Origin of the sequence: Burkholderia sp. BDU5, assembly GCF_001522845.1 — a bacterium.
Lineage (GTDB): Bacteria > Pseudomonadota > Gammaproteobacteria > Burkholderiales > Burkholderiaceae > Burkholderia > Burkholderia mayonis.
The window spans coordinates 169,917-183,615 of record NZ_LOWC01000053.1 but is presented as its reverse complement, the minus strand read 5'-3'; the positions used below and the strand labels follow the sequence as shown (position 1 = coordinate 183,615).

General features: G+C 67.9%; 13 protein-coding genes. 9 read left to right on the top strand and 4 right to left on the bottom strand.

The features are described 5' to 3' along the window. Positions 1-63: 63 nt before the first annotated feature. From queA to secF, 5 genes are all read left to right on the top strand, one after another. Entirely contained in the window at positions 64-1,119 is a 1,056-nt protein-coding gene (gene queA / locus WS69_RS11055) for a tRNA preQ1(34) S-adenosylmethionine ribosyltransferase-isomerase QueA (RefSeq protein WP_059470809.1), read from the top strand. Positions 1,120-1,295: 176 nt separating this feature from the next. Continuing rightward, the gene (gene tgt / locus WS69_RS11050; protein ID WP_059470808.1) at positions 1,296-2,477 is read left to right on the top strand and encodes a tRNA guanosine(34) transglycosylase Tgt; all 1,182 of its coding nucleotides are present in this window, start codon (positions 1,296-1,298) and stop codon (positions 2,475-2,477) included. A gap of 286 nt (positions 2,478-2,763) precedes the next feature. Further along, positions 2,764-3,090, top strand: a complete 327-nt coding sequence (gene yajC, locus WS69_RS11045; protein WP_010106295.1) for a preprotein translocase subunit YajC — start codon at positions 2,764-2,766, stop codon at positions 3,088-3,090. A 106-nt stretch (positions 3,091-3,196) separates the two neighbouring features. After that, a complete protein-coding gene (gene secD / locus WS69_RS11040; protein ID WP_059470807.1) occupies positions 3,197-5,233 on the top strand; it encodes a protein translocase subunit SecD in 2,037 nt (678 codons plus the stop codon). 15 nt (positions 5,234-5,248) lie between these two features. Further along, the gene (gene secF / locus WS69_RS11035) at positions 5,249-6,199 is read left to right on the top strand and encodes a protein translocase subunit SecF (protein WP_059470806.1); all 951 of its coding nucleotides are present in this window, start codon (positions 5,249-5,251) and stop codon (positions 6,197-6,199) included. A gap of 174 nt (positions 6,200-6,373) precedes the next feature. Here the strand turns inward: secF and WS69_RS11030 are convergent, their stop codons facing one another. The 4 genes from WS69_RS11030 to WS69_RS11015 form a co-directional block, all read right to left on the bottom strand. After that, positions 6,374-7,657 (bottom strand): MFS transporter, encoded by a 1,284-nt coding sequence (locus tag WS69_RS11030; protein WP_059470805.1) that lies wholly within the window; start codon positions 7,655-7,657, stop codon positions 6,374-6,376. A 239-nt stretch (positions 7,658-7,896) separates the two neighbouring features. Next, a complete protein-coding gene (locus WS69_RS11025) occupies positions 7,897-8,475 on the bottom strand; it encodes a YceI family protein (RefSeq protein WP_059470804.1) in 579 nt (192 codons plus the stop codon). Positions 8,476-8,541: 66 nt separating this feature from the next. After that, on the bottom strand, positions 8,542-9,102 hold the full coding sequence (locus tag WS69_RS11020; RefSeq protein WP_059470803.1) for a YceI family protein: 561 nt from the start codon (positions 9,100-9,102) through the stop codon (positions 8,542-8,544). A gap of 11 nt (positions 9,103-9,113) precedes the next feature. After that, positions 9,114-9,674: a cytochrome b gene (locus WS69_RS11015; RefSeq protein ID WP_059470802.1), complete on the bottom strand. Its 561-nt coding sequence runs from the start codon at positions 9,672-9,674 to the stop codon at positions 9,114-9,116. A gap of 261 nt (positions 9,675-9,935) precedes the next feature. On the opposite strand from WS69_RS11015, the gene WS69_RS11010 reads away from it, so the two are divergent. From WS69_RS11010 to WS69_RS10995, 4 genes are read left to right on the top strand one after another with little or no spacing between them, the layout of a single operon-like run. Then, the gene (locus tag WS69_RS11010) at positions 9,936-10,592 is read left to right on the top strand and encodes a paraquat-inducible protein A (RefSeq protein ID WP_059470801.1); all 657 of its coding nucleotides are present in this window, start codon (positions 9,936-9,938) and stop codon (positions 10,590-10,592) included. Further along, entirely contained in the window at positions 10,589-11,260 is a 672-nt protein-coding gene (locus WS69_RS11005) for a paraquat-inducible protein A (RefSeq protein WP_059470800.1), read from the top strand. The genes WS69_RS11010 and WS69_RS11005 overlap by 4 nt, the downstream gene beginning before the upstream one ends. Then, positions 11,253-12,908, top strand: a complete 1,656-nt coding sequence (locus WS69_RS11000) for a PqiB family protein (RefSeq protein ID WP_059470799.1) — start codon at positions 11,253-11,255, stop codon at positions 12,906-12,908. The genes WS69_RS11005 and WS69_RS11000 overlap by 8 nt, the downstream gene beginning before the upstream one ends. Further along, positions 12,905-13,690, top strand: coding sequence for a PqiC family protein (locus WS69_RS10995; protein WP_059470798.1), 786 nt, complete (start codon positions 12,905-12,907; stop codon positions 13,688-13,690). The genes WS69_RS11000 and WS69_RS10995 overlap by 4 nt, the downstream gene beginning before the upstream one ends. The last annotated feature ends 9 nt before the right edge of the window (positions 13,691-13,699 follow it).

Sequence of the window (13,699 nt, the reverse complement as noted above, 5' to 3'; positions counted from 1 at the left end):
AGCGGCTCGTGCGCGCCGTGACGCGCTTCGCCCGTCAGGCCGGCCGCCCCGACCCCGTTTCGCATGCTCACGCTTTCCGATTTCGATTTCGATCTGCCGCCCGAGCTGATCGCGCAAACCGCGCTGCCCGAACGCAGCGCGAGCCGCCTGCTCGAGGTGGACAACACGAGCGAGCCCTCGCGCCTCGTCGACCGGCGCTTCGCCGAACTGCCCGCGTGTGTCGCGCCGGGCGATCTGCTTGTCTTCAACGACACCAAGGTGCTGAAGGCGCGCTTCTTCGGCCACAAGGCGAGCGGCGGCAGGATCGAAGTGCTGATCGAGCGCGTCACGGGCGCGCGCACCGCGCTCGCGCAGATCCGCGCGAGCAAGCGCCCCGCGCCCGGCACGGCGCTCACGCTCGCCGACGCGTTCGACGTGACGGTCGGCGAGCGCGTCGAGCCGTTCTTCACGCTGCACTTCCCTGAAGACTGCCTCGTGCTGATCGAGCGCTATGGCCGGCTGCCGCTGCCGCCGTACATCGAGCACACGCCCGACGCGACAGACGAGACCCGCTATCAGACGGTGTTCGCGGCGAACCCGGGCGCCGTCGCCGCGCCGACGGCCGGCCTGCACTTCGACGACGCGGTGCTCGCCGCGCTCGATGCGCGCGGCGTCGAGCGCGCGACGCTCACGCTGCACGTCGGCGCGGGCACGTTCCAGCCGGTGCGGGTCGAGAACCTCGCCGAGCACAAGATGCACAGCGAGTGGTACGAGCTGACCGACGCGCTCGTCGAGAAGATCGCCGCAACCCGCGCGCGCGGCGGCCGCGTGATCGCGGTCGGCACGACGTCGATGCGCGCGCTCGAAGCGGCCGCGCGCGACGCCGAGGCCGCCGGCCGGCCGCTTTCCGCGACGCGCGCGGAAACCGACATCTTCATCACGCCGGGCTACCGCTTTCGCATCGTCGACCGGCTCGTGACGAATTTCCATCTGCCGAAGTCGACGCTCCTGATGCTCGTGTCGGCGTTCGCCGGCGTCGATACGATCCGCGCCGCGTACCGGCACGCGATCGACGCGCGCTACCGCTTCTTCAGCTACGGCGACGCGATGCTGCTCACGCGGCGCGACGACGCGCGCTGACGCATGCCGGCGCGCGGCGCCGTGCGCAGGCACGCGAAGCGACACCCGTTTTTTCCCCGCCGCCGGCTTCCCCGGCGGCGTCTTCAACATGCGCCGGACTTGTCGATCCGGAGTCAGCGCTTTAGCGCATACTCCGGTCCCATGCAAAGCTATTCCGGTGGCAAGGAGTCCCACAGATGACCGAAGGTTCATCGCACGATACGGCCGCGGGCATCCGCCCGCACGGCGGCCTCAAGTTCGAATTGCTGACGACCGACGGCCGCGCGCGCCGTGGTCGCGTGACGCTCAACCACGGCGTCGTCGAGACGCCGATCTTCATGCCGGTCGGCACGTACGGCACCGTGAAGGCGGTGCAGCCGCGCGAGCTCGACGAGATGCGCGCGCAGATCATCCTCGGCAACACGTTCCACCTGTGGCTGCGCCCCGGCCTCGAGACGATCGCCGCGCACGGCGGGCTGCATCGCTTCATGGGCTGGGACAAGCCGATCCTGACCGATTCGGGCGGCTTCCAGGTGTTCTCGCTCGGCGATCTGCGCAAGATCACCGAAGACGGCGTCACGTTCGCGTCGCCGATCAACGGCGACCGGCTGTTCCTGTCGCCGGAAGTGTCGATGCAGATCCAGAAGACGCTGAATTCCGACATCGTCATGCAGTTCGACGAATGCACGCCGTATGCGACGAACGACGTGCCGACGACGCACCAGGAAGCGGCCGACTCGATGCGGATGTCGCTGCGCTGGGCGAAGCGCTCGCTGGCCGAGTTCGATCGCCTCGGCAACCCGAACGCGCTCTTCGGGATCGTCCAGGGCGGGATGTTCGAGGACCTGCGCGACGAATCGCTCGCCGGGCTCGCCGAGCTCGGCTTCCACGGCCTCGCGATCGGCGGGCTCTCCGTCGGCGAGCCGAAGGAGGACATGATGCGCGTGCTCGAGCACGTCGCGCCGCGCCTGCCCGCCGACAAGCCGCATTACCTGATGGGCGTCGGCACGCCGGAGGATCTCGTCGCGGGCGTCGCCGCGGGCATCGACATGTTCGACTGCGTGATGCCGACCCGCAACGCGCGCAACGGCTGGCTCTTCACGCGCTTCGGCGACGTGAAGATCCGCAACGCGACGCACAAGAACTCGCTGAAGCCGCTCGACGAAACCTGCGGCTGCTACACGTGCCGGAACTTCTCGCGCGGCTACCTGCACCACCTGCACCGCGTCGGCGAGATCCTCGGCGCGCAGCTCAACACGATCCACAACCTGCACTATTACCTCGAGCTGATGCGCGAGATCCGCGAGTCGATCGAGACACACACGTTCGACGCGTTCCAGAAGCGCTTCGCGGAGGACCGCGCGCGCGGCGTCGACTGACGGGACGCGGCGCGGCGCGGCACCGCGTCGCGGGTCGCGCACCGCAAACGCCCGCCCGGCATGCGCCCGCGTCATGCCGGGCGCGCGGCGCCGGGACGCTGCCGGACGACCGCCGGTGCCGCACCTGCCCCGCAAAACCTTACAATTATCTTTCGCAACACGCGCGAACGCTGCCGGATCGAGGTTAACAGCTTGAAACCAAAGCGCATTTGCGCGGCTGTCGCGGTAAGGGCCGGTGGTAGAATAACCGGCTTATTTTTCGATCTTCCCTAACGGAGAGACCAACGTGTCGTTCATTTCCAATGCCTATGCGCAAGGCGCAGCGGGCGGCGCCGAATCGAGCCTGATGAGCTTCCTGCCGCTCATCCTGATGTTCGCGGTGCTCTACTTCATCATGATCCGTCCGCAAATGAAGCGGCAGAAGGAGCATCGCAGCATGCTCGCCGCGATGGCGAAGGGCGACGAGGTAGTGACGAGCGGCGGACTCGTCGGCAAGGTGACGAAGGTGTCGGAAGCCTACATCGGCGTCGAGATCGCCGAAGGCACCGAGATCACCGTGCAGAAGGCCGCCGTCACGACCATCCTGCCGAAGGGCACGATCAAATCGCTGTAAGCCCCGCCCCGCGTCCGGCCACCCATCGCCCGCGCCGCGAAGCGCGCGGCCGCGAGCGGCGCCGGACGCGACGCCATTCCAGCCAACCATCCCGTTCGGCCCCCTCATGAATCGTTATCCAATCTGGAAATATGTGGTGATGGTCGTGGCGCTCGCCATCGGCTTTCTGTACACATTGCCCAACTTCTTCGGCGAAGCGCCGGCGGTGCAGATATCGAGCGGCAAGGCAACGGTCAAGCTCGGCGCCGGCACGCTCGCGCAGGTCGAAGACGCGCTCAAGGCCAACCAGGTCCCGGCCGACGACGTCACGTTCGACAATTCCAGCGCCAACGCGACGATCCGCGTGCGCCTGAAGGACACCGACACGCAGTTGCGCGTGAAGGACATGCTGCAAAAGGCGCTGAACGCCGACCCGAACGATCCGCAGTTCGTCGTCGCGCTGAACCTGCAGAGCGCGTCGCCGCGCTGGCTGACCGCGCTGCACGCGCTGCCGATGTATCTCGGCCTCGACCTGCGCGGCGGCGTCCACTTCCTGCTGCAAGTCGACATGACGGGCGCGCTGACGAAGAAGCTCGACTCCGACGCATCCGACGCGCGCACGCTGCTGCGCGACAAGGGCATCCGCGACGGCGGCGTGAACCGCGTCGACCAGACGGTCGTCGCGAACTTCGCCGACCAGGACACCGCCGAGCAGGCACGCAAGCTGCTTGCTTCGTCCGTCTCCGAACTCCAGTGGGCGACGCAGCCGGGCGGCGGCGGCTATCAGGTCGTCGGCACGTTCACGCCGGCCGTCCAGAAGGCCGTCGAGGAAGCGGCGCTCAAGCAAAACCTGACGACGCTGCACAACCGCGTCAACGAGCTCGGCGTATCCGAGCCGATCCTCCAGCAGCAAGGCAACGACCGCATCGTCGTCGAGCTGCCGGGCGTGCAGGACACCGCGAAGGCAAAGGACATCATCGGCCGCACGGCGACGCTCGAAGCGCGCCTCGCCGATCCGCTCAACACGCACCCGAACCCGAACGATCCGGTGCCGCCGGGCGAAGAGCTGTTCACGCAAGGCAACCAGGCGCCCGTGCTGCTGAAGAAGCAGGTGATCTTCACCGGCGATCGCATCATCGACGCGTCGGCGGGCTTCGACGAGCATCAGCGCCCGTCCGTGAACATCCGGCTCGACGCGGCGGGCGGCCGCGCGGTGCGCGCGGTGTCGCGCGAGAACATCGGCAAGCCGATGGCGATGGTGCTGTTCGAGAAGGGCAAGGGCGAGGTGCTGACCGTCGCGACGATCCAGTCGGAGCTCGGCGACCGCTTCCAGATCACGGGCCAGCCGACCCCGCAGGCCGCCGCCGACCTCGCGCTGCTCTTGCGCGCGGGCTCGCTCGCCGCGCCGATGGACATCATCGAGGAACGCACGATCGGTCCGAGCCTCGGCGCGGACAACATCAAGATGGGCTTCCACTCGGTCGTCTGGGGCTTCGTCGCGATCGCCGTGTTCATGATCGCGTACTACATGCTGTTCGGCATCGTGTCGGTGGTCGGCCTGTCGGTGAACCTGCTGCTGCTCATCGCGATGCTGTCGCTGATGCAGGCGACGCTCACGCTGCCCGGCATCGCCGCCATCGCGCTCGCGCTCGGCATGGCGATCGACTCGAACGTGCTGATCAACGAGCGCATCCGCGAAGAGCTTCGCAACGGCGCGTCGCCGCAGATCGCGATCCAGCAGGGCTACTCGCACGCATGGGCGACGATTCTCGACTCGAACGTGACGACGCTGATCGCCGGTCTCGCGTTGCTCGCGTTCGGCTCGGGTCCGGTGCGCGGCTTCGCGATCGTGCACTGCATCGGCATCCTGACGTCGATGTTCTCCGCGGTGTTCTTCTCGCGCGGTCTCGTGAACCTCTGGTACGGCGGCCGCAAGAAGCTGCAGTCGCTCGCGATCGGCCAGGTGTGGCGCCCCGCCGCCGCCGAAGCCGCCGAAGCCGCCGCCGCCCCGCAGCTCGGCCAGGATGCGCGCGCGAACGCGCCGCAACCGGGCGCGCGCGTCGCCGCGCCGAAGCAGCCGGCCGGCGCGCCGCGCACCGGCAAGCCGGTCGCGCGCCGCCGCTCGGGGCCGGGCGTGCCGCCCAAGCAAGGCTCGTCCAATTAAGCGCCGGAGACGAACATGGAATTTTTCCGCATCCGTAAAGACATCCCGTTCATGCGGCACGCGTTGGTCTTCAACGTGATTTCGCTCGTGACGTTCCTCGCCGCCGTGTTCTTCCTGTTCCATCGCGGGCTGCATCTGTCCGTCGAGTTCACGGGAGGCACGGTGATCGAGGTCCAGTACCAGCAGGCCGCGCAGCTCGAGCCGGTGCGCGCGACGCTCGGCACGCTCGGCTACGCCGACGCGCAGGTGCAGAACTTCGGCACGTCGCGCAACGTGCTGATCCGCCTGCCGCTCAAGCAGGGCCTGACGTCCGCGCAGCAAAGCGATCAGGTGATGGGCGCGCTGAAGGCGCAAAGCGCCGACGTGACGCTGCAGCGCGTCGAGTTCGTCGGCCCGCAGGTCGGCAAGGAGCTCGCGACCGACGGCCTGCTCGCGCTCGCGTGCGTCGTGGTCGGCATCGTGATCTACCTGTCGTTCCGCTTCGAATGGAAGTACGCGGTCGCCGGCATCATCGCGAACCTGCACGACGTCGTGATCATTCTCGGCTTCTTCGCGTTCTTCCAGTGGGAGTTCTCGCTGTCGGTGCTGGCCGCCGTGCTCGCGGTGCTCGGCTACTCGGTCAACGAGTCGGTCGTCATCTTTGACCGGATCCGCGAGACGTTCCGCCGCGAGCGCAAGATGACCGTGCAGGAAGTGATCAATCACGCGATCACGAGCACGATGTCGCGGACGATCATCACGCACACGTCGACCGAAATGATGGTGCTGTCGATGTTCTTCTTCGGCGGCCCGACGCTGCACTACTTCGCGCTCGCGCTGACGGTCGGCATCATGTTCGGCATCTACTCGTCGGTGTTCGTCGCCGGCTCGCTCGCGATGTGGCTCGGCATCAAGCGCGAGGATCTCATCAAGGAGAAGAAGACCGCGCACGATCCGAACGATCCGAACGCAGGCGCGCAGGTGTAAGCGCACTGTCGCACGAAAGAGCCGGTTCCTCGCGAACCGGCTTTTTTTCGCCTGCGAATCGCGCGCGAAACGCGCCGCGCGATTCGCGCCGCCCCGCTCGCTTCCCCGGTTCGCCGCCGCGCCGACGCGTACCCGCACGCGCCCGCGCGCGCGACGCCGGACGCGAGCGCCCCGCTACCGGAACCCGAAGCGCCGCCGCAGCACGACGAGCGCCGCGACGCTCACGAGCGCGGCAAAGATCAGATAGAAGCTCGGCGCGGTGCGCGTGCCCGTCGCGCGAATCAGCCACGCGATGATGAACGGGCCGAACCCGCCGAAGATCGTCACCGCGACGTTGTATGCGAGCGACATGCCGGTCGTGCGCGTCTCGACCGGAAAGATCTCCGACAGCAGGCCCGGCAGCGCCGCGAAATAGCCGGTCATCAGGAACGCGAACACGATCTGCACGGCGATCAGCGCGCCGAACGTCGGATGCGCGGCGAGCCACGCAAACGCCGGATAGATCAGCACGAGGATCGCAAGCGCGGGCACGAACATCGTCCGTACGCGGCCGTGGCGATCGGACCAGTGTCCGATCACCGGCGCGAAGACCATCTGGATCGCGCCGACGACGAGGATCGCGGCAAACGCGGCCGACGGCGCGAGCCTCAGCTCCTTCACGCCGTAAGTCGGCATGAACAGCACGAGATAAGTCGCGACGGTGCCGAGCACGACCGCGCCGATCGCGGCGGCGAGCCGCCCCTTGTGCGCGGCGAACGTATCGCGCAGCGGGTTCGCCGTGCGCTCCGACGCGAGGAATTCGGGCGTCTCGTCGACCTTCGAGCGGATGTAGTAGGCGACCGGCCCGAGCAGCAACCCGAAGAAGAACGGCACGCGCCAGCCCCAGGACGCCATCTGCGCGGGCGTGAGCCACGCGCTGAGCGATGTGCCGAAGATCGCCGCGAGGAGCGTCGTGAGCCCCTGGCTCGCGACCTGCCAGCTCGCGAAGAACCCGCGCCGCGCCGGCACGTGCTCGGCGAGGAACGCGGTCGCGCTGCCGAACTCGCCGCCCGCGGAAAAGCCCTGCATCAACCGCGCGCCGACGAGCACGAGCGGCGCCGCGATCCCGATCGTTTCGTAGGTCGGCAGCACCGCAATGACGAGCGTGCCCGCCATCATCAACAGGATCGACAGCGTGAGCGCGGCCTTGCGGCCGTTGCGGTCCGCGTACGCGCCGAGCACGATCGCGCCGAGCGGACGCATGAAGAACGACACGCCGAACGTGCCGAGCGTGACGAGCAGCGACACGGCGTCGTTGCCGGTCGGGAAGAACAGCCGGGAGATCGTGACGGCGAAGAAGCCGTAGACGACGAGATCGAACCATTCGAGCGCGTTGCCGATCGACGCGGCGACGACGGCCCGCCACACGCGCGGGGAGACGGTATCGGTCGCGGGCAAGGCCGCGTCGGCTGCGTACATGGTGTCTCCTGATCGTTGTCGTCGATGTCCGTCGCGGGTGCGCCGGGCGCACGCGCAAAAGCGGCGCGGAATCGGCGCGGAATCGGACGACGAACGCCGACGACGAATGCGGACGATTATAGGCACGCGCCACACGCGCCAAAAAAGAAAACCGCCGCGTCCGATGCGGGACGCGGCGGTTCGTCGGCGCGACGCGGCCACCGCGCATCGCACGCGGCGCGCGGCGGCTTCGCGAGCGCTTACTGCTTGACTGCTTCGGCCGTAATGAGCAGCTTCGTCTTCATCTTGAAGCCGTACTGCTTGCCGTAGTCGAGGCCGAAGTCGTCGCGGTTGAACTCGCCGACCGCGTCGACGCCGCACACTTCCTTCTTCAGCATCGGGTGCGGCATGCACTTGAACGAATCGATCTTGAGCGTCAGCGGCTTCGTGACGCCGTGCAGCGTCAGATTGCCGACGACTTCGGCCGGCTTGTCGCCTTCGAACTTGATCGTCCCCTTGTAGGTCGCTTCCGGGTATTTCGCCGCATCGAAGAAGTCCGGCGTCTGCAGGTGCTCGTCGAGCTTCTGGCTGCCGGTCGCGATCGACGCGACCTTCGTCGTCACGTCGACGGTGCCCGTCTTCGCCGCGCGGTCGAGCGTCACGGTGCCGCTCGACTGGTCGAACTTGCCGCGCCACACCGACAGGCCGCCGAAGTGATCGGCCTCGAAGCTTGGGTACGTGTGGCTCGGGTCGAACTGGTACGTCGACGGCGCCGCGTACGCCGAGAACGACAGTGCGGCAGCGAGCGCGCCCGCCGCGATCATCAGTTGCTTGTTCAAATCAATCTCCTTATGACAGCGCCGCGCTCTCGAGCGGCGCAGGGGTGGTGCGAACCGCCGCCTGCGTTATTTCGCGGCGACGATGTGAAACTTGATCTGCACTTCGTCGGCGACGACGGACGTGTCCTTCCACTCGCCCGTGCCGACGTTGAACGTCGAGCGCTTGATCGGCAGCACGCCGTCGAAAACCTGCGCCGCGCCGTTCTGCGTGATCGTCACGGGCACGGTCACGGGCACCGTCTTGCCCTTGATCGTCAGCTTGCCCGACACGTTGTACTTGTTGCCGCCCGCAGGCGCGATCGCGGTCGACACGAAGGTCGCCTGCGGATGCGCCTTCGCATCGAACCAGTCCTTGCCCGCGACCTGGTCGTTGTACATCTGGTCGCCGAGATCATAGCTCGCGACGTCGATCGTCATCTGCGCGCTGCCTTGCGCGGCCTTCGCCGGATCGAACTTGATCTGCGCGGCGAACTTCTTGAACACGCCTTCCGTCGGCACGTTCATCTGCTTCGAGACGGCCGATACCTTGCTCTTGCCGAGATCGACCTGTGCGAACGCGGCGCCCGACACGGCGACCGAAGCGGCGGCGAACGCCGCGAGCATGTAGCGGTAGAACGAGACTTTCATGACGATCCTTGTTATTTGAGGAAGGGAAGCATCCGCGTCAGCACGCCGTCGCGGTCGAACCATTGGTGTTTGACGGCCGCCGCGACGTGCGCGGCGACGAGCGCGAGCAGGCCGTAGTTGAGCGCGATGTGCGCGCTCTTCAGCACCGCCTTCAGCGCGGGATCGGGGTCGATCAGGCGCGGCAGCGGCACGAGCCCGAGATAGACGACCGGAATGTTCGCCGCCGAGCTGTACAGGTAGCCCGTCACGGGAATCGCGAACATCAGCACGTAGAGGAGCGCGTGCACCACGTGCGCGCCTGCGCGCTGCCACACGGGCATGCCGGCCGGCATCGGCGGCGGCACGTGGGTCGCGCGCCACAGCGCACGCACGATCGCGAACGCGAACACCGTGACGCCGATCCATTTGTGCCACGAATAATATTTGAGCTTCGTCGGCGTGAAGCCGGGGATGCTCGTCATCACCCAGCCGAGCGCGAAGCCGCACACGATGAGCAGCGCGATCAGCCAATGGAGCGCGATCGCGGTGCGCGTGTAAGCTGCGGGTGACGTCGAAGACGAAAACGATGCCATGAATTCCTCAGTTCAGCGAAAAGCCGCGCCGACGCTGCTGCATTCGTCCGACGCATGCCACGGCCGCCATGCTACCGCAACCGGCCGCGAATGGCAGAATCCCGGAACCGCCTGCGCGGCCGGCCGCTCCGCCGGGCAAGGCGCCCGGCGCAGTCGGCCGGTCGCCTGCACTTGACACCGCAAAAATCGCCTTTTGGTAAGATTGGCGCGGGTTCTGGCCCTGTGAACGCGTCCCTGCGATGCCGCGAACCGTCCTTCCATATGGAACGAAACACCCTGATTGCCTGTCACGAATGCGACGCACTGTTGCACAAACCGCGCCTTAGCGGCAAAGATACCGCCCGCTGTCCGCGCTGCGACGCGCTGCTCTACCGGAGCGGCTCGGCGCAGGTCGACCGCATCTGCGCGCTCACGCTCGGCGCGCTCATCACTTTCCTGATCGCGCAAGGCTTCCCGATCCTCGAAATGGACGTGAACGGGATGCGCGTGCAGACGACGCTCTTCGGCGCGCTCGAGGCAATGTGGAATCAGGGAATGCCGCTCGTCGCCGTGATGGTGTTCTGCTCGACGCTCCTCTTTCCGCTCGTCGAGATGGCCGCGCTCCTCTACGTACTCTTTCCGCTGCGCGCGGGCGCGATCCCGCCCGGCTTCAACGGCGTGCTGCGCGCGATCCAGCTCGTGCGCCCGTGGGGGATGATCGAGGTCTTCATGCTCGGCATCCTCGTCACGATCGTCAAGATGGCGAGCCTCGCGCGCGTGATCCCGGAGGCCGCCCTCTTCGCGTTCGCGGCGCTCACGCTGATGCTCGCCGTCGTCGTGATGTTCGATCCGCGCACGCTGTGGGACATCGCCGATGCGCTGCGCGGGCGAGCGGCCGGCGCGTCGCCCGGCACGACCGACGAGGCGCAGGCGCGATGAGCGAAATCGTCACTGCGTCGCGCGCCGGCATGGCGAGCTGCCACGCGTGCGGCCACGTGCAGAAGCTCACGCGTCCGTCGCCGGACTCGCTCGGCTCGCTCGGCTCGCACGAGAAGCCCGAGCACTGCGCGCGCTGCGGCGCCGCGCTGCACCTGCGCACGCCGGACAGCATCGCGCGCACCTTGGCGCTCCTGCTCGCCGCCGCGATCCTGTACATCCCGGCGAACCTCCTGCCGATCATGCGAACGGCGTCGATCGTCGGCTCGCAGGAGGACACGATCATGAGCGGCGTCGTCTATTTCTGGACGTCGGGCGAATGGCCGCTCGCCGTCGTCGTGTTCGTCGCAAGCATTCTCGTGCCGATGCTGAAGCTCGGCGTGCTCACGATCCTCGTCGTCACCGCGCAACGCCGCTCCGCGTGGCGCCCGCACGAGCGCACCCGGCTGTACCGGATCGTCGAGCGGATCGGCCGCTGGTCGATGCTCGACATCTTCGTCGTCACGCTGACGGTCGCGCTCGTCCATTTCCGCTCGCTCGCGGTGATCACGGCGGGCCCCGGCGCGCTCGCGTTCGGCTCGGTCGTGATCCTGACGATGCTCGCGTCGATGCAGTTCGACCCGCGCCTCATCTGGGACAACGTAGAAAACTCAGGGAATCCTCATGAATAGACCGCAAGGCCCGCAGCACGACCCGAACGCGGCCCCTCCGTCCCCACCCGGCGGCGAACCGCCGGTACTCCCCGATCCCGTGATCACGCGGCGCTCCGGCTGGCTGCCGTCGCTCGTGTGGCTCGTGCCGCTCGTCGCCGCGCTGATCGGCATCGGGCTCGTCGTCAAGTCGGTGCTCCAGCGCGGACCGGAGATCACGATCAGCTTCAAGAGCGCCGAGGGCCTCGAGCCCGGCAAGACGCAGGTCAAGTACAAGGACGTCGAGATCGGCATGGTCAAGACGATCACGCTGTCGAAGGACCTGTCGCACGTGCTCGTCGACGTGCAGTTGAAGAAGGAAGCCGAGGACTTCGCGGTGAAGGGCTCGCGCTTCTGGGTCGTGCGGCCGCGGGTCGGCGCGACCGGCGTGTCCGGCTTGAGCACGCTGCTGTCCGGCGCGTACATCGGCGTCGACGCGGGCCGCTCGGACGAGACCGAGAAATCGTTCACCGGGCTCGAGACGCCGCCCGCCGTCACGGGCGACCAGAAAGGCACCCAGTACGTGCTGCGCGGCGATTCGCTCGGCTCGATCGACATCGGCTCGCCGATCTACTACCGGCGCGTGCCGGTCGGCCAGGTCGTCGGCTTCTCGCTCGACAAGGACGGCACGGGCGTCACGTTCCAGGTGTTCGTCAACGCGCCGTACGATCAGTACGTCGGCCTCAACTCGCGCTGGTGGCAAGCGAGCGGCGTCGATCTGCGGCTCGATTCGAGCGGCTTCAAGCTGAACACGCAGTCGCTCGCGACCGTGATCCTCGGCGGCATCGCGTTCCAGTCGCCGCCGAACCAGTCGGCCGGCTCGCCCGCGCCGAACAACATGACGTTCCGGCTCGGCGCCGACGAAGGCGACGCGATGCGCGAGCCGGACGGCGAGCCGGTGCAGGTCGTGATGAACTTCAACCAGTCGCTGCGCGGGCTGTCCATCGGCGCGCCCATCGACTTCCGCGGCATCGTGCTCGGCCAAGTGACGAACATCGGCATCGACTACGACCCGAAGACGAAGACCTTCACGATGCCGGTGACGATGAACGTCTACCCCGACCGGCTCGGCCGGAAGTTCCGCGAGGCGGCGCAGGGCAAGGGCTCCGCGGCGCGACGCGACGTGCTGTCGCGGCTGGTCCAGCACGGGCTGCGCGGCCAGCTTCGCACGGGCAACCTGCTGACGAGCCAGCTCTACGTTGCGCTCGACTTCTTCCCGAAGGCGCCGCCCGTGAAGATCAACCTCGACCGCGAGCCGGTCGAGCTGCCGACCGTGCCGAACACGCTCGACGAACTGCAGCTGCAGGTCGCCGACATCGCAAAGAAGCTCGACAAGGTGCCGTTCGACCAGATCGGCGCGAACCTGAACAGCGCGCTCGCGAACGCGGACAAGCTGTTCAAGCGGCTCGACACCGAGGTCGCGCCCGAGGCGCGCGACACGCTGTCCGCAGCGAAGCAGACGTTCACGACTGCGGAGGCTACGCTGCAGCAGGATTCGCCGCTGCAATCGGACGTGCGCGGCGCGCTGAAGGAGCTGACGCGCACGCTGCAATCGTTGAACGCGCTCGCCGACTATCTCGAGCGGCATCCCGAATCGCTGCTGAAAGGCAAACCAGGAGATCAGAAATGACCGCACGCTCGCTCCGGCCGGCGCGCCTCGCGTGCGCCGCGCTCGCCGCCGCGGCGGCGGCCACGCTCGCGGCGTGCTCGTCGTCGCCGCCCGCGCGCTTCTACACGCTCGACGCCGCGGCCGCGACGGCCGCCACCGCGCAAAACGCGAGCGCCAATCCCGCGTTCCTGATCCAGGTGCCGTCCATCGGCGTGCCGGAGCAGGTCGCGAAGAATCAGCTGGTCGTCCAGAAGAACGCCGCGCAAGTCGACGTGCTCGAAGAAGAGCGCTGGGCGTCGCCGCCCGCCGACGAGATCCGCCGCGCGCTGTCGTCGGCGCTCACGCGGCGGCTCGACACGATCGACGTCGCCGACGCCGCGTATCCGGCGAACGTGCCCGTCTATCGGGTCAGCGTGAACATCCAGCGCTTCGAGTCGTGGCCCGGCAAGCACGCGGCGCTCGCCGCCGTCTGGAGCGTGCGCGCGCTGCCGAGCCAAGCGGTGATGACCTGCCGCACGGACGTCATCGAGCCAGTGCAGTCGGGCTACGACGCGCTCGTCGCTGGCCACCGGCAGGCGATCGGCGAGCTCGCCGACCGGATCGCGGCCGGCGTGCGCGCGATGGCGGCCGCGCGCGCGCCCGTCGCGGCGCGGGCCGCGACGAACGGTGCGGCGGCCAAGAAAGCCACGACTGCGACAAAGGATGCGGCGGCCAACGACGCGTCGTCGCTCGCGACGCCGGTCGTCCGCTGCCCGGCGAGCCCGTCCGCGGCGGACACGCAGCGCGTCGGCGACGCGCGGTGACGTATGTGG